Genomic DNA, 26,946 nt, shown 5'->3' on the forward strand with positions numbered 1-26,946 from the left:
TAACTGTCCAGATTAAGGAAATATGTTACAGTATTAGGGTAGAAGGGAGGTTGAATAGTGAAAAAAATAATCATCGGAGGCGTCATGGGCTTAACGATTTTACTTTTTTTCTTCTTTATTTTGCAGCATAATAATCAATCACTTGAGGTGAAACCGGAAGTTCTGTTCCCAACAGCGGAATACAGGGTGACTGATAGTAGTGCTCCAGGATTACCTATGCTTATAACTGCTGAAGGGGCGAATGTTATTAAGATACAGGCTACGTCCGGCAATTTATTGTTATGGAACCCCCCTGACTACAAGGTGCATAACAAAGGTCTTGAGCTGAAAATCAAATCTGGAGATCAAATTTATTGGAGTCCAATGGATGGAAAGAATAAACAAATAAATGAGCCTCAGGATACCAAGATCATAGTGATTGCTTACCATAATGATAAGCAGATCGGAACGTCCATTGTAGAGATTCATAAGAATGCTCTAGGTGTCTATACAGGGGAAATACCTGAAGTGAAGTAACTGAGAATCTAAATCGAATCGCAACTATCCTCGTTTTGCGTTAAAATAAGAAGTGAAGCTGACCGAGTGCTTATAGCAACCCTAGAGATGGAGGAAGAGAATTCATGAAAGATTTTGAAGTAATGCTGGAGAAATACGCGAACCTAGTTGTAAAAGTAGGAGTAAATGTACAGCCTGGACAAGTCCTTATGGTACATGCACCGATAGAAACCGCAGAACTTACTCGCTTGATTGTAGCGAAAGCCTATGAAGCGGGAGCAAAATATGTAATTGTTGACTGGGACGATGAAGCAACTACACGGATCCGTTATGAAAAAGCCCCAGAGGATTCTTTCGATTACTATCCACAGTGGCAGGCTGAGATGATGGAGAAATTCGCGGAAGAAAATGGTGCCATCTTACATATTAAAGTACCTGATCCGGAACTGTTTAATGGCATTGATTCTTCTAAGGTATCTAGAGCAGTCAAAGCAGCAGCTGTTGCTCGCAAGAACTACTCCAAATATACTCGGAACAGCAAAATCAGCTGGTCTCTGGTCAAAGCGCCAACACGTGCTTGGGCGAACAAGGTTTTTGCCGATCTTCCTGAAGAAGAGCGGGTAGAGGCGATGTGGGAAGCTGTATTCCAGATGAATCGTGTGGGCAGCGATGATCCGGTAGCTGCTTGGAGAGAGCATATTGGTCAGTTGAAAGAAAGTCAGGATAGAATGAACGCTAAACGTTATAAAAGCCTGCATTACCGTGCTCCGGGAACGGATCTGCATGTAGAGCTTCCGGAAGGCCATTTATGGCGCGGGGGTGGCGGTGAGAATGATAAAGGTGTTTATTTTGTTGCTAATATGCCAACAGAAGAGATTTATTCCATGCCCCATCGTACTGGAGTGAATGGCACAGTTAGAAGCACGCTCCCTCTTAATTTGAATGGACGTTTAGTTGAAGGACTTTCATTCACTTTTGAAAAGGGGAAAGTCGTAGCTTATGAAGCTGAATCCGGACGCGAGCATTTAACCTCACTGCTGGCAACGGATGAAGGTGCATCTTATCTAGGAGAAGTAGCCTTAGTGCAGCATGATTCTCCAATCTCTCGCTTGAACCGCATTTTTTACAATACAGGGATTGATGAGAATGCCTCCTGCCATTTCGCGTTAGGAAGTGCTTATCCTGTAAATATTGAAGGCGGCACAAAGCTTACGAACGAAGAGCTTGTGGCTAGAGGAGCTAATGTCAGCTTAACTCATGTCGATTTTATGATCGGTTCAGCAGAGCTGGATATTGACGGAGAGCTGGCGGACGGCACGATTGAACCCGTATTCCGTAAGGGAAATTGGGTGTTGTAAGGAGAAGAAAAAAGCCGGATCTCTTCCAATGAGCTTCCGGCTTTTTTGAGTACCTATAAATATCATTTTTAGATTGAAAAATAGTTAAGACTCATAGCCTCACGTACTTCGGCCATTGTTTCCTGAGCAATGCTGCGGGCATGCTGTGTTCCAGAGATTAAGATTTCCTGCACAAGCTTGGGCTTAGTAGCATAATAGGAACGCCGCTCTCGCATCGGTTCTATAAGCTGATCTAGAGCTGTCGAAATCAACTGTTTGCAAGCAGAACAACCCATGGTACCCCGCTCACAGCCTTCACGAATTTCGGTTACCCCCGCTGAGCGAAAAGCACCATGATAAGCAAAAATAGGACAGATATCTGGATGTCCAGGATCATTTTTATGCACACGCGCAGGATCGGTTGTGGCTTTTCTTATCTTGAAGGTGATTTCTTCCTTAGTGGAGTCCAGCTCGATGGCATTGCCAAGGCTTTTACTCATTTTAGCGTTGCCATCCGTACCCACAAGTCTCGGCGTCTCACTGATCAGCGCTTTGGGTTCCACCAGTATCGGGCTGTACAGCTCGTTGAATCTGCGGACGATTTTGCGGGTTAATTCCAGATGGGGGAGCTGGTCTTCTCCTACAGGAATGATCGTTGCTTTACAAAAAGTTATGTCAGCAGTCTGACTAACTGGATAACCTAGAAAACCGTAATACAATTCATCTAAGCTGGAATTTTTTGATTCGGCTTTAATCGTGGGATTATGCCGTAAAGAATTCACAGTAACAAACATAGAGAACAAGATGGTCAGCTCTGCGATTTCAGGGATCATCGATTGAATAAATATAGTTGTTTTCTCCGGATTTATACCCGCAGATAAATAGTCCAGTGTGATCTCATGCAGATGTTGACCCAGCAGCTGCGGACGATCAAAATGGGTCGTTAGGGCTTGAATATCCGCTAAAAACACAAAAGTTTCATATTGCTCCTGAAGGGCTACTCGGGTCTGCAAGCTGCCGGCGTAATGGCCAAGGTGAAGCTTTCCAGTCACTCGATCTCCAGTTAAGACACGTTCGTTCATCATATAAAAATTCCTCCTGTTATTTAGCATTTGGTTACACTCGAGTCGCCACCACCAGCCATCATCCATGGCCATCACCTCCTTTAAATGACAAAAAAACCTCATCCAATAAGGACGAAGTTGTCGTGGTACCACCTTAAATGATCGTGTCACCTTACGATTCTTGGCTTTCGATCTTCTCTTACCTGTACGGAGAGGTTGAATTAATTCTCGATACAGGTCCCTTGATAACGGCGGGAACCCCGGTTTTCCCTACTGCATCCATTAAGATAGTTCGGAAAAACAACTATAAAGGCCATTCGAGCATACGCTGGTCACCGGTTCGCACCTACCACCGGCTCTCTGAAGACCATGTTCGTCTGTCTACTTACCCTTTGTCATCGTTGTTCATGATATGTGAATTATTGTAATTCTGAACAGGGGTGTTGTCAATGAGTGGAAATCGTATGGTGATTGATGAGGTATCTAGGTTTATATGATCTAGCAAAGTATACCTTAAATGTATATAATCATCAGGAATTTAGTCCAATCTATCATTGCGGATTCACAATATACTACTCTATAACCTTGAAATGGAGTGATGATAAATGGCGACAATAATAAGTTATGGGTCACAGGCAAAAATCCCGTTAGATCCGTTTACTACAGCTATAACGGTTGCAGGGATTCCTGGAGCTGGAGCGGGTCTAGCCACAGCGCAAGTAAATATTAGTCCGGCTAATCCGGCTTCTTTCTCCAGTAGAGTCGAGTTAAATGGTAGTTTTAGTCTTACTGCACTTGCTAATAGCCAATTTCTTGTTATCATCCGACGAGCTGGAGTCGATATTTATAGATCCTTTTATCGTTTTACTACTATTACTGATATTCAATTAAGTGCTCAGTGGGTTGATGGTGCTTATATTGGAGTCCACAACTATGAATTGGTAATTCAGAATGATAGCAACTTGCCTATAAATCTATTTGGACCCATATCATTCACAGCAACTGCTATTGGAGGAGAGGGCGTAATTTAAGTTGTGTTCCTGTGCGCCATTCAAGGGACGGGTGAATCAAAGCTTTGGACAGTTGAATCGATCTGATTCAGCTGTCCTTTTTTCATGAACGTATAATTGAAGTACAACTCTCGCAGCATAAATATCCAACCATACCCTTGATAGAGCGGTTTATTTATTTAAAATGTTATCCTCTAAAACAGCGTATTTATCGCCGAATTGCTTAATGATATGTTGTTCTCCCCAATTACATAATGCAGTCAAAATATCGCTTAAACTATCACCATATTCACTAAGCTCGTATTCTACTTTTGGTGGAACCTGATTATAAACAATTCGGTTGATGATTCCATCTGCCTCAAGCTCGCGTAGCTGCTGGGTTAACATTTTTTGAGTAATGCCGGGCATCAACTGTTTTAACTCGGAGGTGCGTTTTTTGCCATGAGTTAAATGACATAGAATTACGCATTTCCATTTCCCTCCGATGACCTCTAGTGTGGCTTCAACAGAAATATTGTATTTTTTCTTGACAGTTGTTGTAGATGTTGTTGTCATGATAACCTCCAAGGTATGGGTACTTTTTAGCACCTATGGCACTTTTGAGTGCGTACTATTGATTATGTCCAATTTAACCTATCATAACATTTTTCGTTCAATTTTTATAGAATGCTATAATTTAGAGAGCTTTGGGCAAAAAAAGCAAAACGAAATAAAAACCGTTTCTATACCTCCCCCGTCTTAATCTATGAAAGGTTGAAGAGAGGAGGCTAAGGAAGGACATGACGATGACTAATGCAGAAATGAAAAAAGTAACGATTCTTGATACTCGGAGCGAGACAGATTTTTACGATTCGATATTGGTACATAGAGAACAACTGTACAGTATTGCTTATAGTTACTTGCGGAACCGAAACGATGCGCTGGAAGCGATGCAGGAAATGACTTGCCGGGCCTGGATTAAAAGAAAAACTTTAAAGGACCCCAAAGCATTCAAATCATGGATTATTCGCATTCTAATTTATGTCTGTATAGATGAACAAAGACGAAGAAAACGTTCCACGCCGCTGGTAGATGAAAGAATAGGAGAACAGGTCACACACATTGGCCATCATCGGATGGAAATGCTGTGGGCACTCGAGCAGGTTAAGCCCAAGTATCGCCATGTGCTGCTGCTAAAATACTACAACGATATGACCTTGACTGAGATCGCTAATATTATGAATAAACCCGAGGGGACGGTTAAGACTTGGCAGCATAAGGGGCTGAAGCAGTTGCGAACCATCATAAAGAATCGGGGTGAATGGAACCATGAGTAGTCAAGAGGAGCTTGCCATGTTAAGCGATGCCGAACGTATCCCACAAGAACAAAAAATAGAGAATGCAGCCGCTCAAATCTATGCGATCCAAGCAGGTTTGGAATTAGGCAAGAAACGTGGCAGAAGGTTAATGTTCACAAAAAGCGCGATGTCTGTGCTGGCGGCTGCAGTGATGATAGCGGGCCTGCTGTTCTTCAATCCAACCCAGCTGATGCCACAGCAAGGGACTTCGAGTGCTGAAACGTTCGATTGGGGCGTATTGGAGCCTTTTAAAACATTGGCTGCAGCTGATATTGATGCTCTTACTTTAGAGTCTGCAATCCGGAATGATTATTTACAAATCGTTAATAAGAGTGCTGAATCAAATGGATATAAAATTACTCTGAATGCTGTGCTTGCTGATGAAAATAAAATCATGCTGCTGTATACAGGGACAACAAGTGATGGTCAGGAAGTGTACAGTGTAAATAGTGTGAAGCTGACAGATGCTGAAACTGGACGAGACGTAATGGAGGAGAATGGGAATAGGGGCGGAATGGGAGCACACGCAGAGGGAACCATATATACTTGGCTCGGTAAAACTATATTCTCACTGGACCGAAATAAACCAAGGCCAACAGACGTAGTGGCGGATTTCCAGATTGCCTCTGTAGACCCGGGAATGTTAAGTAAACCGAAAACAGGAACGGTTTTATCCGACATGCGGTATTCTGATCGTTTAAAAGTGAACTTCTCTATTGATCCTAAGTTTTGGGAGCAGAAGACGGAGACATTAGTTGTAGACCATCCCTTTATTATTGACGGACAGGAAGTAAAACTAGCCGAAGTCGAGCTTTCTCCGTTAAGCATAGCGCTCAAATATACGATAAATGAGGAATTGCAAACGGATTGGATCGTCCGAAATGAACTGTTTCAAAAGCTCCCCTATGAATTAACTGCGCAGGTTGGGAAGCACGACATTAAAATTAATCCGAATTCTGGTAGTGGAGCTGATGATGGATTTATAAGTTACTTCAGCAGTAATGTGTTGGATCACCCGAAGTCTCTACGACTGAAGCTTAATGCGGGGGCAGATCGAGAGAAAGAAGAGTATATTGATATTCTGAAAAAATGAGCGGTATACGATATTAGTGAATATGCGTTGGGAGTTGTAATATAGCAAAAAGGCCGCTGGTTGCGGCCTTTTTGTTATTGTTGGGACATTATACTAACTTTGTGAGTTACCATTAACACCAAACGCATCACTTGTTAATGAGAACAAACTCCTAATGCTCCTATCGGGACTATATGTGCTTAATGCTCCTCACGGGCTACAGGCTCTTAATGTTCCTCAGGCTTCTCACGTTTCACAGGCTTCTCACGTTTCACAGGCTCTTCATGTTCTCAGGCTCCACATGTTTCACAGGTTTCTCATGTTCCTCATGTTTCTCACGCGCGTAACACTCCTAACGGACTGTATTGCAACTATTTTGGCTTTTTTGACCATTTTGCTGAGTTTTCGGACTGCATGGACCTCTGTCAAGAAAGTGGACACTCACGCAACAGACATTCTAGTCAATTGCTCAGCAAAACGAACTGGAGAAAGATACCCCAGCGCGCCATGCATTCGCTTGCGGTTATAATAAAACTCAATATATTGAAAAAGTGTCTGGTAGGCTTGCTCCTTAGTTTTGAATCGTGGATTACAATAAATGAGCTCCTTTTTCAAAATGCTGTGCCACGACTCGATACAGGCGTTATCATAACAGTTACCTCTGCGGCTCATGCTGGACTCCATGCCATACGCTTTCAACTGCTGCCTGTATTCATGAGAAGTATATTGAGAACCTCTATCGGAGTGATGTAATAGACCCTTTTCCGGTTGTTTAGCTTCGTAAGCATCTTGTAAGGCGCCCGAAATTAAGCTAGTTTCCATATGGTTCTCCAAGCGCCACCCCACGATTTCGCGCGTGCAAAGGTCCATCACACTAGCCAGGTACAAGCGCCCTCCCCGGCAAGGAATGTACGTAATGTCGGTAACCCATACTGAATTGGGTTTGAGTATTTTAAATTGCTGGTTCAGCGTATTCGGGGCAATCGGATGGTCATGATTGGAGTCGGTGGTCTGTACGCGATACGTTTTGGAGACAATGGAGCGAAGCTTCATATGTCGCATGTACACACTCACCGTGCGTTCGGTAACGGTATAACCTTCTTGATGCAACAGGCGGGTGATCTTCGGACTCCCATACCGCTTTTGATGGTCTGCAAAATGATACTGAATTCGCTTCATTATCGCAGCCTTACGAAGCATATGCGTACTGTTTTTTTCTGTCCGCCACTTGTAGTACCCGCTCCGTGACACATGTAGGGTCATGCACATCTTCTCCAAGAGAAACTCGGAGCGATGTTTTTCAATAAACTGGAATCTCAGTTCCTTGGTTTGCTGAAGATGTGCACTGCTTTTTTTACGATCGCTAATTCCTCTTCCACATCAGCAATCTTGTTATCTTTTTCTTGAAGTTGTCGGCTCATTTCTTTCAACTGTGCCTCGAGTTCCCGTACTCGATCCACGCTAGCTGCCGGTTCATTCTTTAGTTCTCGATACTGGCTCATCCATTGATGCAGGGTACTTTTTGGGATGTTGAGCTCTTCCGCCAAGTCGCCCACTGTCTTTGTTTGCTCTTGAATGAACTGCACTGTCTGTTTTTTAAATTCTTCGTTATACCGTTGTCGATGTTCTCCCATGTGAACACACCTCCGTGGACTCATTATCGCCAGTCTGTTAACTACTGTCCACTTTTCATTCTAGCTTCAGCATAGCTCTTATTGGTCTAAATCCACACCAAAATTAAGCATATTGGGTTGAATAGCTGCATCTGAGTCCGATAGCACTGCGAAATGCCCGGATTTTTCGAAATAAGGGCTCCTGAGTCCGAACCATCTGGCCTCGTAAATACTGCACTGTAAACTGTAAACTCGCCATCTGACCTCGTAAATACTGCACAGTAAACTGTAAAACACCGTCTGAGCGTCTTAGATATTTCGGCAGAACAAAAGTGGCGTTAGTGCGGTACAAAAGTGTTGCTAAGTGGCAATTAAGTTAATAACGCTCCTCACTTTTCTCATGTTCCTCATGTTTCTCACGCGCGTAACACTCCTAACGGACTGTATTGCAACTATTTTGGCTTTTTTGACCATTTTGCTGAGTTTTCGGACTGCATAGCTCTTATTGGTCTAAATCCACACCAAAATTAAGCATATTGGGTTGAATAGCTGCATCTGAGTCCGATAGCACTGCGAAATGCCCGGATTTTTCGAAATAAGGGCTCCTGAGTCCGAACCATCTGGCCTCGTAAATACTGCACTGTAAACTGTAAACTCGCCATCTGACCTCGTAAATACTGCACAGTAAACTGTAAAACACCGTCTGAGCGTCTTAGATATTTCGGCGGAACAAAAGTGGCGTTAGTGCGGAACAAAAGTGGTGCTAATGTGGTGTTAATATGGCGCTAATATGGCGCTAATTTGGTGCAAAGGTGGCGCTAATGTGGCAACTAAGTTAGTAACTTTTCTCGTTGTAGTTATGGGAGTATGTGTTCAGTGATTAGTTAGTCGCATTAGTCGCATTAGTCGAATTAGTTACTGTAACTTGTTTTCAACCATTCCTCGTTTGACCAGGACAATTTGCCAGCCCCTGAACCGTCAACAGCGGTAAGTCTAGATTTTAGACTAACTGGGTCATCTGAAGTGTAGCTATAAGGTAGTGTTGTGAATCCGTTCCATGCAAATGCTTTAACGGCAGCGGGTGCAGGGGAGAGAGGGCTGTTCTTAGATGTACTGTCTCCTCTGAATGTTGCTCCATCTAGTGAATAGATCGTATCTAAAGCTGCGATTGCACCCGTATATTTGCTATTACTCGCATCCGCTTGATTGTTGCGAAGTGGATTCACTACATCAATGATTACAGAACTTTCAAGTAATACAGCTCCTCCTTCTGTCGAGATTGCTCCGTTACTTGTAACCCCGAAATGATACCCCTTGCTTGAGATCGCTTTTTCCATAGCGGAGGTTAGACGTTTTTTAGCCAATCTGGTATCTTCGTTGTCCATTACAATGTTATAGGCATGCGCATTACCACTACGAAGGCGGGGCATGCGGTCTTGTATATCTTTATAGTAGTTGTGATGGAGCGTCACAGAAAGAAGCGCATTATCAGCTGCAAATTCTGTTGCGCCTATTAAATGGCCCTTTTTTTGACTAGCGGCAATCGCAATGATGTCGTCTTTACTTAGGCCAACTGAGCTGCTTCTTAAATAAGCGTACATGGGATAAGCAGCCTTGTTGGCTTCCATAGCATTAATTTGCTGAGTAACCCAGCTGTTTGCGTTTCTATCATCCCCTAAGAAGGAAGACCATGAAATGGTGACGCCGTTGCTGCCTTTTTTAACATCGACAACTCCGTCATAAGATTTATTGAAGGTGCAGTGGTCGATCCATACGTTGTTGCTATTCTCAATGGTGATGTAGTCCCAGTCGTTTTTATCGTAATTTCCTTTGGTTGCTTCATCCCATTCCCACAGCTCATCAAATTCAAGGTTGCGGATGATGACGTTAGAGCTTCTTTTAAAAGTAAAAGCGGCATGTTTAAGGGTTGCACCCTTAGCAGAGAAAATGGTCAAACCGTCGAAGTTGTCTATAGACACTTTGCTGACACCAGTCTCTATTAATACGGGATGTGTTAAAGCACTGTTATGAGCGCTAAATGGGGAGATCTTTGCCGCATCAGAAATTTCATTCCATCCCAGATCCAAGTCGTTCATAATTTCAATAACCTTTATTTTGGATCCTTTTCTCAGTGCAGTGGCAAGATCTTCTGCGCTATATACCTTTTTATAGAGTGGACTGGTTTCTTGGATATTTCCACCACCTGTTGTTCCTGTGGCAAACCCAGCCAAATCATATTCACTAACCTGTACCGGTGTAGGCGTTGGTGAAACAGTTGGTATCGGCGTAGCAGTAGGTGTTGGTGTAGCAGTCGGAGTCGGTATTGCAGTCGGTATCGGCGTAGCAGTAGGTGTTGGTGTAGCAGTCGGAGTCGGTATTGCAGTCGGTATCGGTGCAGCAGTAGGTGTTGGTGTAGCAGTAGGTGTCGGTGAAGCAGTTGGTGTCTGTGAAGCAGTCGGAGTCGGTATTGTAGTTGGTGTTGGTATAGCAGTCGGAGTCGGTATAGCAGTTGGTGACGGCGTGACAGTCGGTGTCGGTGTAGTGCCATTGGTGTCAGAAACGGTCACGTTGTCGAACATCGTAATTGTCTTAAAGGTAACGAGCCCTGCTGTACCTTTTTTTAATTTGGAATCGGAAGCTGAGAGCTCCAGCGTATCATTTACATACATGTTGATGGTATTTCCGCTCATTTCAAGTTTTACATTATACCAAACTCCTGTTTGCAGAGTGTAGGGTTTGCTGGTCAAAGTTGTAGTAGATCCAGAAACCTTTTTTCTGATTTCCAGCATGCCATCATTATTATTATACAAAGAAGCTGCATAAAAATTATTTCCATCTATGTATCTGCCTGCAACATAAGTTCTGTTTGAGCCATTAAAATCAACTACTTTTACATCCGCTTCCACAGTGTAATCGCTCCAGGCTGAATCACCTGCAGAAGTACGTCCTTCTTTTGTGGCAGACTGGTAATATACGCTGTTGCCTTCGTCCTCAACAATAGTCCAATTCCCACTAGTGGATGTCCATAGATTACCGCCCTCTTCAAAGCGGTCTTGGAAGAAGGTAGAAGCACTTGCCGGATACACAATAAAAAGAGAAAAGAGCAGGGTTATGCACATAGTAACACTCACATTTTTCTTGATTGATTTTAGCAAACTCATTGTAATCCTCCTTATGTATTTATAAATTTATATTAATATAAATACATATATCGGAAATAAATATAAGTAATAATATGATTATAAAGTCCTTTTTTTAATTAGTGCTATAATAGCTTTTTGGGTATTCAACGATGAATTCTGATCTATACGAACTAGGAGTGATAGACTTGAGCGTAATCCGAATGGAGAACGTAACTAAGAAATATGAGAATACATTGATCTTTCGAGATATTTATTTTCGTGTGAGCAAGGGTGAACGTATTGGCTTAATCGGACGAAATGGAGCAGGTAAATCTACTGTTTTTAAGCTAATAATGGGAAAAGAGGAGCCAACGGCAGGAAAAGTAGAATTAGATCCCAATGTGAAGATCAGCTACTTCTCTCAATTCTCGGAGCTTTCCGGGTCTTTGTCTGTACAACAAGAGTTAGAACTTTGCTTCGAAGAGGTAGCACGCATTGAACAGGAGCTTAACCAAATAGGAGAACAGCTTGGGCAGGTGTCGGATGATGTCCAGATGAATGTACTTTTAGAGCGCCAAGCTGAGCTTTTTGGACAAATGGAGCATTTGGATGGCTGGAATGTATCTGTGGAAATCAATACGGTGCTGACTAAATTAGGATTCGATGAGAGATCGCGGCATCAACCTGTAGAGGAGTTATCCGGAGGCTGGAGGAACCGCGCGGCACTGGCTAAAGTCTTAATTGAAGGGCCTGATGTTGTATTGCTCGATGAGCCTACTAACTTTTTGGATATGGAAGGGATCGTATGGTTGGAGCAGTGGCTGCACCGTTTCAATGGGGCGATGCTTCTGGTCTCTCATGATCGGCAATTTATTGACAGAGTGGTCACGCGGACGATAGAAATCGAGAACTATCATTTCCAGGAATATGAAGGGAATTATACCGATTACGTTCGTAAAAAGAAGATGCGCAAAAAAGTGCTCGATCGGCAATTTGAGTGGGAAGAAGAACTTCTCCTTATGGAGTCTGAGGCCATTGAAAACCGCGGTAGTAAGAAGTCCTCTAAGGATCGTCTTTCGCGTAAGCTAACGGATATGAAAAAACGAGTGGAACCTCATCCAGTTAACGTATTAATCACTGATATTTATAGTAATTTACGTTTTCCTGACAAGCTGGGGGAAGTGAAGCGGATTGGACAAAGTTATGATGGCCGCTCCATCTTCCAGAACATTAGCTTCGATATTCAAAAGGAAGACCGGATAGCAATCGTGGGTCCGAACGGCAGCGGAAAGTCGACACTCATCAAAGTATTGACTGGACAAGAAGCACCGGAATCGGGGGAAGTGACTTGGGAACGCGGGGTCAGCTATGCGTACTTTAATCAGATGTGGGATGAGCTGGATCATAAAGATACTGTCAGCCATGCCGTAAATGTTTATGGACTGGGACTGGACGCACCGCGGAAAAAGGTGAATAAATTTCTATCGATGCTGCAATTCTCGGAAATGGATCTGAGCAAAACGATTGGCAGCCTTTCAGGCGGACAGCAGGCCAGAGTGGCTTTAGCGAAATGCCTTCTCTCCGGAGCTGCTGTCATTATTTTAGATGAGCCCACTAACCATTTGGATTTAACTAGTATTCAGGTGATGGAGCAGGCGTTGATTCATTTTCCTGGCGCTGTAGTAACAGTTAGTCATGATCGGTTTTTTATTGATAAAATAGCGACGAAAATGCTCACCTTTGATCCTAAATTAGGCATTACTGAGCAAAATGTCTAGGATTACGCGGGAAGACGGATGATCACTGTCGTTCCTTCACCTACGTGACTGGAAATTTCAATTCCATATTTTTCGCCAAAATGAAATTGAATACGATCATGAACATTTTTAATGCCAATATGTTCCTCATCTAAGGTATCTGAGGGTTGAGAGAGACGGAAACGAAGCTGTTTAAGTTTCTCTTCCTCGATGCCAATGCCGTTATCTTTAACGATAATCAGCATATCATCCCCCGATATCACCGAGGATACCTCAAGCAGACCTGGTTCACTGCGACTTTCTAGGCCGTGTACGATAGCATTCTCTACGATGGGCTGCAAGGAGAAGTGCATGACCTTAACGATCTCGCATTGCGGATCTAGCTGTTCCATATACTGTAATTTATCCCCAAAACGTAACTGCTGAATTTTCACATATAGCCGGACATGCTCAAGTTCTTCGCGCAAGGTAACGGTGATTTTCCCAGTCTGAATATGAATCCGAAACAATCTGCCCACGATTCCCACCATCTCGCCAATCTCTCTTTGCCCATTGATGATGGCTTTCATTTGAATTGATTCAAGGACATTTGCCAGAAAATGAGGATTGATTTGGCTTTTGAGCGCACCATACTGGGCTACCTTTTGTTGAGCCTTGGCCATCGATGATCGCTCAATATAGTTTTGCAAATCTTTTACCATTTTACGAATTCCATTATATAGAACCCCAAATTCATCTTGGCGGTTACTGTACAAATCCACATCGAAATTACCCATCCCCACCAGCTTCACCTTCCGGCTTAACAGAATAATAGGTTTGGTTACACGTTCCGAGAGGATATACATAAATAAGAGTGCAGTGACAAGCGATAAGAGCGCCAAAGTTAAAATGATTTTGCCAAGAAAAGAAGCCTGCTTAGTCATCTCTTTTTCATCAATATATTGAATGACCTTCCAGTTGGAGTAAGGAGAAGTAACAAAATTAATGTACGAATCCTTGTCATCAAAAGTACCATATAAGCTCCCGGCGTCATTGTTCATAAAAGTGTTAAGCGCCTGTTTGTCGATGGGGATAGGCTCTAAAGGACTCGTCTCCAATGAATCTGAGCTATAAACGTTGCCTCCTTTATCGTCTAAAATAATGAATTTCCGCTTGCTATTCTCGGACAGCTTTAAGATTTCACGTAATGAATCCAGCCGGATATCAATTAACATGACACCTAAGGGCTGCTTGCTTCCTTTTTTATTAATGACTCTGGCGATGGAGATGACGGATTGTTTAGAATTGGTGCGATAGAAGGGGAGATGACTTCCAAATAGGATTACACCACCCTTTTTTTGTTGCGTCTGTAAATACCAATCCTCTTGGGTGTAGTCCTTCACATCATAATCCGCACGATTGAAATTGGCGGAGTAGAATACACGTGACCCCGCGAAAATCTGCACACTGTCGACATTTTTAATCGTCATTTCAATCCCGCTGATGAACTGTTCAATCGTGTTTCCATACTGAATACTTAGATCATTCCCGATATTATCTTTGTTGATAGTCCAATGCTCGAGGGCGGTTTGTAATTGACTATCTACTTGGGCATTAAGGGTCCCTTTTTCAATGCTTTGCAGATACTGGTCGATGTTGAAAGAAAGATTATTAAGGATGAGATTAGAGCTGCTTTGATATTCATTTTTGACGGCTTGATTTGAAAAAATATAGATAATCGCGGATATAATCAGCAAAGGAATGGTAATGGTCAGGATCATCAGCACAAAAATCTGCCGATTGACATGCCGCATCCGATAACGTTTTTTTGGCTGGTTAATTTGTATCATTTTGCTTACCACCCCGATTGTTTTCTATAGTCTGATGGGGTCATGTTGGTAAAAATCCGGAACGTTTTAACGAAATGCTTATAGCTTTTGTAACCACACATTGTGCAGACATCGGTCACCAGAATCTCCGGTTTTTTTAAGCATTCCTGCGCGTATTCCATACGGATTTCGGTTACAAATCGCATATAGTTCTTATCGAGTTTTCTTTTGAACAGACGACTTAAATAAGAAGGGTTATAGAAGAATCGATCCGCTACCATTTGTAGAGTAATATCTTGATCAATATTAGCTCTAATGAAGGATTTAATATGTTCAAAGATAATCACATCCTGCTGATGGTTATCCGTCAGACCTTCGGTATAAATGTTTCCCAAATGAACCATCCAATTCCCCAGCCACTCGAACATGACCTCAAGGGAGTGGAAATTCTCTACAAAAGTGAGGTTTAAGAGTTTATCGCTGTACACACCATCCATATGAATCTGATTTTTATTAGCGAAGCGGATAATGACACTTATAATTTCTTGTAAATACGCAAGCCATAGATCAGTAGAAGAGCCATCTGTTTTATGCAAAATATCTTGTGCCAATCGTTGCGTTAATTGCAATATCTCTTGTTTATTGGCGTTTTCGATGCAGGAGATTATTCGCTTCTTATCGTTGTCATCTAGTTGAATAAGCGTTGGTTTAGTAGCTGTGGCGCCAGCCTTCATGGATGAGATATGGAATATATTGCGCTCTTTCTGATAGAAGCGCTGATATAACAGCTTTTCAGACTCGTGAAGTAATGAAGTGATTTGAGATAGTTCGTTCGTTACTGTGCCTATAGCAAGATAAAGGGAAAAATGATGTTCTAGTGTAAGCTTGTTCAAATGCTGATCGAGTTCAGTAAGTACTTGTGTCTCAAAAGGGATAGTGCTCGTTGCAGTCTGTGATCCCATGACTATTAGCCCGTAAAGTTTGGATTTAGCAGCATATGTAAAAATAGATCGTGGCAGATTTGCCGGGAGATAGCCCTCCGTAGCAAGATGTATAAACTTAGTCGCCTGTTCTCTTATCCACAAGGTGGATTGTGAAGGAGTTTCTCTGATAAGGAAACCTGCCAAAACAAAAGGGAGATACAAATAATGTTTACTTTTGAAACTACATAATTCAGAGATTATATTAGTGTCAATTGAAGGTTGTTCTTCTTCCAGTAGTAGCTTTATAAGTTGTGAGCCTTCCAGAGTAGAACGTTTCCTTTGTTCTTGTTGTTTAAGTTGCAGCTTGTTCATGCATTCTTGAATCACGGTTAGGCTTTCTTCATATTCCAAAGGTTTGAGCAAAAAAGCATGTACACTCCCAAGTTTGATGGCTCGTTGAGCGTATTCGAAATCATTAAATCCCGTCAAAATGATAAACAAAGTATCAGGAAGGAATTGGCGAAGCTCTTCGATCATCTGAATACCATCCATTTCGGGCATGCGAATATCAGTGATCACTAAATCTGGCTGCTCACGCAGTGCGGTAACGAAGCCTTCTTTTCCATTCTCCGCTTCAACAATACTCTGAACACCAAGCTCCTGCCACGAAAAGTAATGTTTTAATCCTGTCCGTATTAACGGTTCATCCTCTACAATCATAAGCTTGTACATGAAATCCCTCCGGAAGACTAGATTTATAGTGGATTATTCAACATCGATACCATCAAATGTAAGTTATAAGCTAAAAATTAAAATAATTATAGGTGAAATATGTAATGTATTATAACATTGAAGAGGGACTGAAAGAAGGTATAGGTCAGAATACGACCCTAAATGTAAAAGGAGTGGGATTCTCCTAAATTTATAATTGATTTATGATTAGCGCAAGGAATGATAAAGCATTTTATTCCACAAAAATAATAGGGGGTAGCACATGAGAGCAATGAAAAAAGGGCTAATGAGCATTGTTGGTGTCGCACTTTTAGGTACACAGTTAGTTGCATGCGGAAATACGAATACAGCGAATTCCGCCAATGAACCAAGTAATAATACTGATAAGAGTGAGCCCGTGGCCACTGAGACTGCTGCTAAACCAGTAGAAATAACATGGTGGAATTTTCCGAGCTTTCAAGCTTTAGATGGTGAAGTTGGTAAATATGAGAAGGAAATCATTGCAGCTTTTAATGAGAAGAATCCGGAAATTAAAGTCAACCTTGAGATGATCACATTTGAAGGCGGCCCTGAAAAACTGAATGTGGCGATTGCTTCGAATACCGCACCTGATGTAATTTATGATGCTCCTGGACGGATTATTGACTGGGGTAAAAAGGACTTATTAGCACCTCTTAATGATATGGTGACCGATGAAGTGAAAAATGATATTTCGGAAGCCTTTTGGAAGCAGTCTAGTGTTGGCGATGAGACCTTTATGTACCCGATCAATACAGCTCCTTTTATGATGGCGGTAAACAAGACCGTTTTTGAGAAGATTGGCGCGCTAGATTTGCTTCCTCTGGATAAGGAAGATCGAACTTGGACGTTTGAAGAATATAAGAAAGCGCTGGAAGCAGTTAAAGAAAAAGCACCTGATGTTATCCCTACCGGATTCTTCGCGAAGAGCCAAGCTGGAGATCAAGGAACTCGCGCATATCTTGCTAACTTAGGTGTATCCAGATTTCTAAATGAAGATAATTCCGCAGTCGCGATCAATACTGATAATGCTGCGAAAGCGTTGGATTGGATAGTTCAAGCTACAAAAGATAAACTTAGCGTTTCTGGTGCGGCTTCCCTTGCGGCTGCTGACGTGAACGACTTATTTTTGCAAGGAAAATTAGCCTTTACACTTAACTATTCTGCAGTACTTAAAGCTCAGAACGTATCTAAAAAAATGGTTGAATTCGAAGATGTTCTGCTTCCATTCCCTACTTTAGATGGATCGGAACCTAAGCTTGAACCTTACCTCGGCGGTATGGCTGTATTCAATAATGGTGATGATGCCAAGATTGCAGCTTCTAAGAAGCTGATTGATTTTATCGCTAATGACCCTGTATGGGGTAAGAAAAACTTGATTCAAACAGGTGGTCTGTCTGTTCGTAATTCGATTACAGGCCTCTATGATGATGCAGAGTACAAATACGCTGAGTATGCTCGTAAATTCACAACAGATGCACCTACCATTGCCGATGGATATGCTGATATTCGTACTTTCTGGTTCCCTGAATTACAACGTGCTTTAACTGGAGGCGCAACCGGTAAAGAAGCTTTGGACAGCTTTGCTGCAAAAGCAAACGAAGCGATTACAAAAGCAAAGGCTGCAATGAAATAAAAAAAGTGAATGATGTCCAAAAGAATAGAGTGCGGGAAGCACTCTTTTCTTTTTAAATCATCGAAGAAATGGGGAAGGACTGTGGGGACAACGGTTCGCAAAATAAAAGGTTATGTGATTCGCGACTGGATGATGAGTTATCTCTTTTTAGTGCCGGCATTTGGGTTTTTCCTGCTTTTTGTAGCTTATCCGATGGTGAAAGGGGTCTATATTAGTTTCTTCGATTATTCGTTGAGAGATTTTAGCTTTATTGGCCTCGATAATTATATCTCCTTAATAAAAGATGATAATTTCAGGAAGTCGATGGGAAATACATTATTGCTTGTACTCATCACCGTACCCATCGTTATTATTTTCTCGTTATTTATCTCTATGAATATTTATAAGAAAAAAGAGTTTGCCAGATCATTTTTCCGCGGAGTGTTCTATTTGCCGGCTGTATCCTCGGTCGTAAGCATCACAGTCGTTTGGGGCTGGATCTATCATCCGAACTATGGGATTCTAAATTATTTAACCAGCTTTTTGGGAATGGAGCCTATATCCTGGTTAGGAGATACGAGGACTGCACTGCTTGCAATTATCGTGGTTCTGATAACGACCTCTGTAGGGCAGCCGATCATTTTATATGTGGCATCTATTGGGAACATTCCTACTTCTTACATAGAAGCAGCTGAGATTGATCGAGCGACGCCTTGGCAGATTTTCCGAAAAATATTATGGCCAATGCTAATGCCAACGAACTTATATATTATCGTGATTACCACGATCAACACCTTTCAATGTTTTGCGCTAATTCAGCTGCTCACCTCGGGTGGACCTGTGTATAGCACATCGACTGTAATGTATGGCGTTTACGAACAAGCCTTTATGCTCGGTCATTTTGGATATGCCTCGGCGATGGGTGTCATCCTTGCGATTGTGATCGGGATCATTTCTATCATTCAATTCAAATACTTTGGCAGTGATGTTGAGTATTAAGGAGGGGACATCATGAATTCTACGAATCCGTTAGAACTGAGAGCACCTATTGGCCAATCTAAGAAAGTAAGCAGATGGAAAAAAGAATTGACGATTCCAAAAATATTAGCCACCATCCTGTTGATTCTGGCAACGTTGTTTTTTATCTTCCCTTTTTATTGGGTGGTTTCAGGGGCATTTAAGCTTCAGACTGTAGCAACAACGATCCCCCCGGAATGGTTTCCGGCTAAGCCGACTCTGCAAAACTGGACCGAGTTATTTAAGAATCCCGTTGAGCGCTGGATGTTTAATAGTTTCATCATTGCTTTTTGTGAAATGGCAGCGATTTGTATCGTTTCTTCCTGTGCTGGATATGTGCTTGCCAAAAAGTCTTTTCCTGGCCGAGGGATTATTTTTACGATGTTTGTTGCCGCAATGGCATTGCCTAAGCAAGTTATTCTTGTCCCGCTGTTTACGATGCTTGCAGATTTTGGTTGGGTCAATACGTATAAAGGGCTTATTTTACCGGCGATTGGCTGGCCATTTGGAGTCTTCCTAATGAAGCAGTTCGCGCAGACCATTCCAGGAGAATTGATTGAAGCAGCCAAAATAGATGGCAGCTCTGAGATTCGCTTGTTCGGCACCATCATTTTACCTTTGTTAAAGCCTGCAATAGGGGCACTGGCCATCTTTACCTTCATCACTTCTTGGAATGATTATTTCAGTCAGCTGATCATGACCAGATCGACTTCAATGATGACATTACCACTTGGGGTAGCGACTCTTCGGGGTGAATTCACAACAAACTATGGACTGCTTATGGCGGGTGCTGCGTTAGCCTCTATTCCTATGATTGCAATTTTTCTAATGTTCCAAAAAGCCTTTACCCAAGGGATTACTATGGGGGCTGTAAAAGGTTAATTATTCTTATAACAACGAAAATTAGTAGTATGAATTAAACGACGGAGGCTGTAATTTATGAAATCATATGAGCTTGAATCCTTTAAAGGCATTATTATCGCTATGTACTCCAGTTATGATGCTGAGGGGGGAATCGATAAAGAAGCAGCCCGGAAATTAGCTCGTCATTATGCTACTACCGGAGTAAAAGGTCTTTATGTTGGCGGAAGCTCTGGCGAAGGTATGCTGCAATCTGTAGAAGAACGCAAACAAATGCTCGAGGCAGTTATAGCAGAGGTTGGAAAAGAGCTTACAATCATTGCTCACGTGGGTGCTCCATCTACAAGAGACAGTGTTGAACTTGCTATCCATGCTGAGAAAGTTGGCGCACACGCAGTATCGGCTGTTCCAGCGATTTATTATCGTCTGTCACCGGACAGTGTTGAAAGTCATTGGCAGGCGATTATTGATAGTACGGCGCTTCCATTTATTATCTATCACATCCCGCAAACTACAGGCTTTCAATTATCGAAAAGCTTGCTGATTAAGATGGCAGCTCAGGATAAAGTAATCGGGGTGAAAATTTCGGCGGAGAGCACGTTTGAGCTTCAGCAATTTAAAGCCGCAGGCGGGAAGGATTTTCTAGTCTTAAATGGACCTGATGAGCAGTATTTGGCGGGCCGCAGTATTGGGGCAGATGGCGGGATTGGTGGAACTTATGGGGTGATGCCCGAGTTATTCCTAAAGGTGGAACAATGTTATGTGCAAGGAGAGATGGCTGAGGCGCAGAAATGGCAGTTCATCATCAATGAGCTCATTGTTGAATTGCTATCCTTTCCTTCATTATATGGTGCGTGTAAAGCGATCCTTAGTGTGCGCGGATTTGAAACAGGTCAGCCAAGGATGCCACTTTTACCGATTAAGGATTCCGATCAGGAGCGGGTGGAAGCTCTGAACAATAGAATATTAGACTATATTCTTGAAGCGAAGGGATAGGGTTAATAATGACTCGAATAAGTGATATCTTTCCGGTGAAAGGTCTGATTGTTTCCTGTCAGGCACTTGAGCATGAGCCGCTTCATGGTGGGGATACAATGGCTAAAATGGCAAGAGCAGCGGTTCAATCAGGAGCTATAGGAATCCGGACAAATGGTGTTCCAGATATTGTAGCTATCAAAAAAGAAGTAAATGTACCGGTCATTGGACTTATTAAACGGGAGATTCCCGGATCAGCCATATTTATAACACCAACCTTAGATGAAGTGAAGGCGATTGTTTCTGCAAAAGCAGAGATTATTGCGCTTGATGTAACGAATCGGGAAGAACGCTTAGAGTCAGTAAAGCCATTAATAGAATATGCACATCTGAGAGGTGTGCTTGTTATGGCGGATATTTCTACATTTGAGGAAGGGCTTGCCGCTGAGAAATTAGGTGTGGATTTTATCGGTACCACGCTTTCAGGCTACACCCCATACAGTACACAGCAGGAAGGACCGGACCTTGTCTTAATTCAACAATTAAGCGGATCTGTGAACATTCCTGTTGTTGCGGAAGGACGTATATGGACACCGGAAGACGCAGCAAAAGCTAAGAATGCAGGGGCATCATATGTTGTTGTAGGAAGTGCAATTACTAGGCCACAATTAATCACTTCGAGATATGTTAAGGCCGTGAGCAATGTCGATGACTGACGGAGGTGAGTCCGCGGTGGAAGGATATGATCCTCATATAGAATATGCGATCGGAGTAGATATTGGCGGCACGAAAATTAATGCCGGACTCGTCTCTTCACAAGGGGGCGTTTTACATACTGTAAGCCTAAGCACATTGGCTGGACAGACGAAAACAATGGATCGCATTATACTAGCAATTCAGACATTAATGGATGAAATAACAGCACAACAAGCGGGAATTCAGCTCCAAGGAATTGGCGTAGGATCAGCAGGGCAAATGGATTGGGAGGCGGGGCGTGTCCGCTCCGCTTCGGAGCTTATCCCTGGCTATGCTGGCACAGCTTTGAAGGATTTACTTCAGACACAGTTTCAACTTCCGGTAATCGTTGATAATGACGTGAATGTATTAGCATTAACAGAGAAATATTTAGGCTCAGGCAAAGGGGTAAAAGACTTTATCTGTCTTGCCCTTGGTACGGGCGTGGGTGGAGCGATAGTCGTAGACGGCCATCTTGTTCATGGTTCTTGGGGGGGGGCTGGAGAGTTAGGCCATATGTCCGTAGATTTCAAAGGTCCTGCATGCGTTTGTGGTGGAAAAGGCTGCTTGGAGCAGTATGCTTCAGGCACAAGTATCGCACGTCGCATGCGCGACAAGCTTTTATTACATAACCAGTCCCCAGAGAACGTAGACTCACGGGAAGTGTTAGCGAGATGGAGGGCGGGTGACTCTCTGGCTACAGAGTTAATGGTAGACACGATTGCTGCGCTCGGATCCGCGATCGCTTCATTAATCCATATTTTTAACCCTAAAGTCATCGTCATTGGCGGTGGAGTGGCTGAAGCAGGCGAACTTTTATTTGAAGGCATTAGAAGAGAAGTAAAGAGCAGAGTAATGCCATCGATGCTGGAAAATGTTCGTATTGAAGCGGCCTATCATGGTAATTTATGTGGAATGATCGGAGCGGGGCTGCAGGTGTGGGAGTATAGCCCCAATAAAGTAAAGAGAGCAGAGCTATAAGGATCTATGCACAATCTATCTGTATAGAAAGTCACCGGGAGCAATACGTAGAAGCATTTAATTGTAATTCGTACAACTATATTTCTCGAATCCCTCAAGCCGATGGGCATAAGTGTATTTTGTACAGCTATTTTCTTGATTTACAGCCTTAGTGGTGGCTTCTCGTGTTTTTAGTTGTATAAAATGCAACTAAAGTCAAAATGATTGCATTTGCCTACGAAATAACTGTATAGAATACATTTATTCCATTCCTCAGATTCCCCTGAGATCCGGTGTAATTGAGCCATTGAAGATTGATTAGTGTTTTGGGATTGATTAATTTTTTAAATAATTAAGTTAGAACCACATGTGAATAATACTCCATGTGGTTTCTTTTATTAGTTATAGCCCACCCCAGTACCCAATGCCGAATGAACCCTTCGTTCAACCATCAACACAACTAACCTATGTTATAGAGAGCAGTTTTTCGCTTTTTACGTTGAATTTATGATGGTGATTCATTAATGTGAGTATATCACACGATATCGCTACGACGAATTCAATGTGTCCAAAGACTCGGGGAAATTCGACCTTAACTGGTCCGGCTCGGATAAACTTGTTTGACCAAACCAGCCTAGCTAAGATTTTAATTAGGCTTAAGAAATACAAGATATCCAATTTGTATCCCTTAACTTATATAACAAAGGATGGGCAAACTATGGTCGATTATAATAACAACGAAGGAATAGGCGGTTTTCAACAAGGTAGCTATCGTCCATTAGCCATTCATCCCATTGATGCGAATTGGACCAGACAATCCCGATTCAGAGCTCCAACATCGCTTTCAGTTTTGAAGCGAGTTGTTGACTCGGGGCGGCCGGATTTTTCATATGGATTAAGCCCGTTTACAGTGGATGAACAAGGGAGAGCCATTTTAGCTGTGGGGCAGGGTGATTTCGAGCTTAATCATCAATACGGCAAACCATATTTACCTGTGTACATATGAAGATGAGTCACAAATTATTGGGAGACTCTATGCTTTTGACGCGGATGGAACCATAAGATGGGTTTACAAGTGCTCGTCCATATTTTGGTGCGATCCGGTTATTTCCCGTGAAGGAATCATATATGTTGGTCAAAATGTGAATTCCAAACTTTATGCTTTTAGTCCTGATGGAGAGTTGTTGTGGGAGAAACGGATGGGTCAAGGAGAAGGGCACCGTCCCCCTGTCATAGATCAGGATGGGGTTATGTATTGGTGTCTTTCTAGCCAGTTATATGCCATTGCTCCGGATGGCGAAGTGAAATGGATATACCAACCGGAGGAAAGTTACGTTGACACCAGCCCTTCCCTGGGCGCAGACGGTAATTTATACGTAAATTTGACCGGCGGGGAATTCATTTGTTAGGTGGTTGAATAATGGGAACTTCATTTGCTAATCTCCACGTGTTTACAAACGATAAGGAAGCCGTGCTGAAGAGCTTGAAACGGCTAAGACCTAAAGGAAGCTACTACATCGGGCAGTCCCAAGGCTGGACAACAGTACTGGGGGAGAAGTTCAACTGGGAAACGATTGGTGAAAGCGCCAGATCTTTGTCTAACTTGATCTCTTCCCTTGTACTTGCTATAGGATACTTTGATGATGAAGTGTTGGAAATATTCATTTATCAGAATGGGGAAATACTGGACAGATATGCTGGAGGTGATGTTCTAGAAGAATATGAAATGGAGCCGGAGACTTTTGACTACGCTGCAGTCGTCGAACGTTTGGGGTTGACCGTTTCGCCCGATTCTTTGGGTGTCATGTTCCAGAATGATGATGTCCGGGAGATTGTAGAGCAACTGGAGACTGTTGTGCCTGCTCCGCTTATTCTGAAATATGACTGGATAGAGGACGATGAGTCGCTTTGTCGGGAATTTGTTCACGTCCGCAGAGACCTTCAAACTATCAAATCCCAAGGGGATTTGCTCCGGCACAATGAATTATATAGTCCTAATTAGAAAAGTATTTTTTTTATAAAATGCTATAGATATGATAGGGAAAGCTAAATGAAAGGGAATTTTTCTTTTATAGTTCATGATGAAAATATAGATTTTGAGGAAATAAGTAAAAGGTTAGATCTATCACCAACTTCAATTATTAAAAAGGGGCAATACATTAGAGATGGTGGGAGAACAAAAGCGCTGTAGCTCAAATCATAATTCAATTTTGATGGAAGGAGCATTAATATTAAGAAAACCACCATGTTATCCATAATTCTTGCTGTAGTAATGTGTGCTGTAACAGCTTGTACTAACAAGGAGCCGACACTTGAAAACCACATAAACGAAACTAAGCTAATCGAAAATCAACACAGCATTTCTTATGAATTATCTCCGGAGTTATATACTTACAATGAACAAATTAATATTAACTATCCGCAAATATCTATTTTTGGAAAACCGAATGAACAAGAGAAGTTAAATGAAATGATCAAGGAACGTGCTTATAGTTATTTGGATAATTACTCTCCGGAGGAAAAAGAGACCTTTAGTTTAGATATGGATTATTCTGTATCTTTAGAAAATGAGGGCTTACTAAGTATTCAGTTTTCAGGATACAGTTATGTTGAAGGTGCTGCTCATCCTGTAGATATTTTTGATACTATAAATATTGATATGAAGAAATTTGAACCCCTACAATTAACTGATATCGTGACCATCGATGCGGAATTTTTGAAGGAGCTGAAGGAAAGTGAACTTCAATCCGATATTATTGAGCAAAAGAATATTCTTACTGAAAGATCAGATGAGGAATGGCTGACTTCACTTCAGCACGCAGATACTAGTGGAGCGGATATAAGATGGTACTTGACGGAGAATACGCTGGGGATAAGTGTGCAGATTTCTCATGCTATCGGAGATCATGCTGAGTTTGAAATCAAGTATGACAAACTGAAGCCTAAGCTGAATACTTTTTTCTTCCAGAAATAATAGAGCCTATTAAATTCCCTTGATTTAATAGAATAATTTACCGATAATGTTAATGGGGAACCCAGAATCAAATCCGTCATGAAGCAGGAGGCACTATCGGACAATGATGACTTTAATGAACATGGTGCGGGGAACGGAGAACGATCTTCCTGCTAAAGAAATGATTAAGTATTGGAATCATGAGCCTGGAACTTTAAAGATGGTAAGGGCCAGTAGCAATTTTATTTATACCTTTCAGTGGAATGGTAAACGCTTTTATTTAAGGTTTACTCATGAAGAGGATAATTCTGCAGACAATATCCAGGCAGAGCTGGATTTTATGATGTATTTATTAGAGCAAGGTTATGAGACCGTCGCTCCTGTGCGTTCTAAGTCTGGCAATTGGATTGAAACGTTGTTAACGAATCACGGGCGATACCACGGGGTAGTTTTTGAACAGGCCCAGGGTGAATATGTTTCACTTGATGAGATGAAGGAACCTCATTTTTATCAATGGGGCCAATCGCTTGCACGTCTGCATAATTTTTCGGAAACCTATGCACCGAGCACGCCTTATCGCAAAAGCTGGGTCGATTCATTGAATTTTATTTATTCCGTATTGAGCAGGCATCCTGAGGAGCATAAGGCGCTTAAGGAATATGAGCGGATTGAAGCTTGGTTATCAGAGCTCCCTTTTGGAGTGGGGCATACTGGGCTCGTACATTATGATTTTGAGATAGATAATATCTTTTATATGCAAGAAGAATCCCGCTACAGTGCCATCGATTTTGATGACTCTATGTATCACTGGTTTGCGATGGATATTACATCGGCGTTAAGAGACCTGACGGAATCGGATGATGATAAAAGTAGAAGAAACATTGACCATTTTATTAGTGGATATAGATCGGTTAAGCAGCTAGATGATGAGTATATTAAGTTGATACCTGAATTTCAAAGATTTGCAGACTTATACAGTTTTGCTAGATTACTTCGGTGTATGGAGAATTCGGATGATTCTATTTTCCCGGATTGGGCGCAACAGCTTAAACTGAAATTAGAAAGAATTTGTGACCGATTACGAACCGGCTTTCAAGCACATATAGTGCTGAAGGATATCACGGAAAAAAATTGGTACGCTTGTACTCAATTAGAAGTATCGGATGCGCAAAAGTCTATTTTCCCCGTACCGGTGGTCTATTGGTTAGCAGAAGCAGCTTATTGTGGTATGACCCCGCTCGCTTTATATGCAGATGAGGAATTGGTAGGTTTCTCTGTGTATAGCGTAGATCCTGAGGATGGAAGTTATTGGATTATGGCTTTTATGATTGACCAGAAGTACCAAAACAGAGGTTTAGGCAGAACGGGTATGGATACCTTAATTCGTTATATTAAAGCAGAACATCATTGCGACAAAATCGTTATTGGCCATCGGATCGAGAACGAACGTGCTTCGAATTTATATACATCACTCGGGTTCGTTGAAGTCAGTAGGGACGAGGTTGAAGTTATACGAGGGTTGGTAGTGTAGAAAGGGAGAAG

The 26,946-nt window shown here is 42.2% G+C and carries 24 protein-coding genes and 1 other annotated feature; of the genes, 17 read left to right on the top strand and 7 right to left on the bottom strand.

All coding sequences use genetic code 11. The features are described 5' to 3' along the window. Nucleotides 1-57 precede the first annotated feature (57 nt). Both NSQ50_RS12920 and NSQ50_RS12925 read left to right on the top strand, forming a co-directional pair. Nucleotides 58-516: a hypothetical protein gene (locus tag NSQ50_RS12920; protein WP_038570471.1), complete on the top strand. Its 459-nt coding sequence runs from the start codon at nucleotides 58-60 to the stop codon at nucleotides 514-516. A 104-nt stretch (nucleotides 517-620) separates the two neighbouring features. Then, the gene (locus NSQ50_RS12925; RefSeq protein ID WP_038570474.1) at nucleotides 621-1,853 is read left to right on the top strand and encodes an aminopeptidase; all 1,233 of its coding nucleotides are present in this window, start codon (nucleotides 621-623) and stop codon (nucleotides 1,851-1,853) included. 68 nt (nucleotides 1,854-1,921) lie between these two features. Here the strand turns inward: NSQ50_RS12925 and trpS are convergent, their stop codons facing one another. After that, complete coding sequence (gene trpS / locus NSQ50_RS12930) at nucleotides 1,922-2,917, bottom strand: tryptophan--tRNA ligase (protein ID WP_038570477.1); 996 nt, start codon at nucleotides 2,915-2,917, stop codon at nucleotides 1,922-1,924. A gap of 104 nt (nucleotides 2,918-3,021) precedes the next feature. Then, nucleotides 3,022-3,304, bottom strand: a binding site (T-box leader). Between the two features lie 197 nt (nucleotides 3,305-3,501). Between trpS and NSQ50_RS12935 the strand changes: the two genes are divergently transcribed. Continuing rightward, nucleotides 3,502-3,927, top strand: coding sequence for a hypothetical protein (locus tag NSQ50_RS12935; protein ID WP_036686349.1), 426 nt, complete (start codon nucleotides 3,502-3,504; stop codon nucleotides 3,925-3,927). A 150-nt stretch (nucleotides 3,928-4,077) separates the two neighbouring features. On the opposite strand, the gene NSQ50_RS12940 is transcribed toward NSQ50_RS12935, so the two are convergent. After that, entirely contained in the window at nucleotides 4,078-4,461 is a 384-nt protein-coding gene (locus tag NSQ50_RS12940) for a winged helix-turn-helix transcriptional regulator (protein ID WP_076179032.1), read from the bottom strand. A gap of 224 nt (nucleotides 4,462-4,685) precedes the next feature. On the opposite strand from NSQ50_RS12940, the gene NSQ50_RS12945 reads away from it, so the two are divergent. Beyond that, the gene (locus NSQ50_RS12945; protein ID WP_076179033.1) at nucleotides 4,686-5,222 is read left to right on the top strand and encodes a sigma-70 family RNA polymerase sigma factor; all 537 of its coding nucleotides are present in this window, start codon (nucleotides 4,686-4,688) and stop codon (nucleotides 5,220-5,222) included. After that, nucleotides 5,215-6,336 carry a DUF4179 domain-containing protein gene (locus NSQ50_RS12950; protein WP_076224753.1) on the top strand — a complete coding sequence of 374 codons (1,122 nt, stop codon included), beginning with the start codon at nucleotides 5,215-5,217 and terminating at the stop codon, nucleotides 6,334-6,336. Before NSQ50_RS12945 ends, NSQ50_RS12950 begins: the two co-directional genes overlap by 8 nt. A gap of 420 nt (nucleotides 6,337-6,756) precedes the next feature. Here the strand turns inward: NSQ50_RS12950 and NSQ50_RS12955 are convergent, their stop codons facing one another. The 3 genes from NSQ50_RS12955 to NSQ50_RS12965 form a co-directional block, all read right to left on the bottom strand. Next, nucleotides 6,757-7,683 carry an IS3 family transposase gene (locus tag NSQ50_RS12955; protein ID WP_143766314.1) on the bottom strand — a complete coding sequence of 309 codons (927 nt, stop codon included), beginning with the start codon at nucleotides 7,681-7,683 and terminating at the stop codon, nucleotides 6,757-6,759. Then, entirely contained in the window at nucleotides 7,632-7,949 is a 318-nt protein-coding gene (locus tag NSQ50_RS12960; RefSeq protein ID WP_036683594.1) for a transposase, read from the bottom strand. Before NSQ50_RS12960 ends, NSQ50_RS12955 begins: the two co-directional genes overlap by 52 nt. A gap of 890 nt (nucleotides 7,950-8,839) precedes the next feature. Further along, on the bottom strand, nucleotides 8,840-11,089 hold the full coding sequence (locus NSQ50_RS12965) for a pectate lyase family protein (protein ID WP_244886476.1): 2,250 nt from the start codon (nucleotides 11,087-11,089) through the stop codon (nucleotides 8,840-8,842). Nucleotides 11,090-11,256: 167 nt separating this feature from the next. On the opposite strand from NSQ50_RS12965, the gene NSQ50_RS12970 reads away from it, so the two are divergent. Further along, nucleotides 11,257-12,828 carry an ABC-F family ATP-binding cassette domain-containing protein gene (locus NSQ50_RS12970; protein WP_038570486.1) on the top strand — a complete coding sequence of 524 codons (1,572 nt, stop codon included), beginning with the start codon at nucleotides 11,257-11,259 and terminating at the stop codon, nucleotides 12,826-12,828. A gap of 2 nt (nucleotides 12,829-12,830) precedes the next feature. On the opposite strand, the gene NSQ50_RS12975 is transcribed toward NSQ50_RS12970, so the two are convergent. Together NSQ50_RS12975 and NSQ50_RS12980 are read right to left on the bottom strand one after the other, a co-directional pair. Further along, entirely contained in the window at nucleotides 12,831-14,636 is a 1,806-nt protein-coding gene (locus NSQ50_RS12975) for a cache domain-containing sensor histidine kinase (protein ID WP_076224130.1), read from the bottom strand. 5 nt (nucleotides 14,637-14,641) lie between these two features. After that, nucleotides 14,642-16,270, bottom strand: a complete 1,629-nt coding sequence (locus NSQ50_RS12980) for a response regulator transcription factor (RefSeq protein WP_076224133.1) — start codon at nucleotides 16,268-16,270, stop codon at nucleotides 14,642-14,644. Nucleotides 16,271-16,532: 262 nt separating this feature from the next. On the opposite strand from NSQ50_RS12980, the gene NSQ50_RS12985 reads away from it, so the two are divergent. The 11 genes from NSQ50_RS12985 (at nucleotide 16,533) to NSQ50_RS13035 (ending at nucleotide 26,935) form a co-directional block, all read left to right on the top strand. Further along, nucleotides 16,533-17,924, top strand: coding sequence for an ABC transporter substrate-binding protein (locus NSQ50_RS12985; protein WP_076224136.1), 1,392 nt, complete (start codon nucleotides 16,533-16,535; stop codon nucleotides 17,922-17,924). A gap of 81 nt (nucleotides 17,925-18,005) precedes the next feature. Continuing rightward, entirely contained in the window at nucleotides 18,006-18,902 is an 897-nt protein-coding gene (locus tag NSQ50_RS12990; protein WP_428323518.1) for a carbohydrate ABC transporter permease, read from the top strand. Nucleotides 18,903-18,914: 12 nt separating this feature from the next. After that, nucleotides 18,915-19,802, top strand: coding sequence for a carbohydrate ABC transporter permease (locus NSQ50_RS12995; RefSeq protein WP_076101717.1), 888 nt, complete (start codon nucleotides 18,915-18,917; stop codon nucleotides 19,800-19,802). Nucleotides 19,803-19,859: 57 nt separating this feature from the next. After that, a complete protein-coding gene (locus NSQ50_RS13000) occupies nucleotides 19,860-20,777 on the top strand; it encodes a dihydrodipicolinate synthase family protein (protein ID WP_076101719.1) in 918 nt (305 codons plus the stop codon). A gap of 8 nt (nucleotides 20,778-20,785) precedes the next feature. After that, nucleotides 20,786-21,472 carry an N-acetylmannosamine-6-phosphate 2-epimerase gene (locus NSQ50_RS13005; protein ID WP_036686363.1) on the top strand — a complete coding sequence of 229 codons (687 nt, stop codon included), beginning with the start codon at nucleotides 20,786-20,788 and terminating at the stop codon, nucleotides 21,470-21,472. Further along, the gene (locus tag NSQ50_RS13010) at nucleotides 21,465-22,472 is read left to right on the top strand and encodes an ROK family protein (RefSeq protein ID WP_076224139.1); all 1,008 of its coding nucleotides are present in this window, start codon (nucleotides 21,465-21,467) and stop codon (nucleotides 22,470-22,472) included. The genes NSQ50_RS13005 and NSQ50_RS13010 overlap by 8 nt, the downstream gene beginning before the upstream one ends. Before the next feature lie 697 nt (nucleotides 22,473-23,169). Then, nucleotides 23,170-23,457, top strand: a complete 288-nt coding sequence (locus NSQ50_RS13015) for a hypothetical protein (protein WP_036686365.1) — start codon at nucleotides 23,170-23,172, stop codon at nucleotides 23,455-23,457. Further along, nucleotides 23,402-23,860 carry an outer membrane protein assembly factor BamB family protein gene (locus NSQ50_RS13020; protein WP_076179036.1) on the top strand — a complete coding sequence of 153 codons (459 nt, stop codon included), beginning with the start codon at nucleotides 23,402-23,404 and terminating at the stop codon, nucleotides 23,858-23,860. The genes NSQ50_RS13015 and NSQ50_RS13020 overlap by 56 nt, the downstream gene beginning before the upstream one ends. An 11-nt stretch (nucleotides 23,861-23,871) precedes the next feature. Then, nucleotides 23,872-24,453, top strand: a complete 582-nt coding sequence (locus NSQ50_RS13025; RefSeq protein WP_076141486.1) for a hypothetical protein — start codon at nucleotides 23,872-23,874, stop codon at nucleotides 24,451-24,453. Between the two features lie 243 nt (nucleotides 24,454-24,696). Continuing rightward, on the top strand, nucleotides 24,697-25,425 hold the full coding sequence (locus NSQ50_RS13030; protein WP_076104294.1) for a DUF4163 domain-containing protein: 729 nt from the start codon (nucleotides 24,697-24,699) through the stop codon (nucleotides 25,423-25,425). Nucleotides 25,426-25,528: 103 nt separating this feature from the next. Further along, nucleotides 25,529-26,935, top strand: a complete 1,407-nt coding sequence (locus NSQ50_RS13035; protein WP_081386933.1) for a GNAT family N-acetyltransferase — start codon at nucleotides 25,529-25,531, stop codon at nucleotides 26,933-26,935. The last annotated feature ends 11 nt before the right edge of the window (nucleotides 26,936-26,946 follow it).

Source organism: Paenibacillus sp. FSL R10-2788 (assembly GCF_038003885.1).
GTDB lineage: Bacteria > Bacillota > Bacilli > Paenibacillales > Paenibacillaceae > Paenibacillus_AQ > Paenibacillus_AQ odorifer.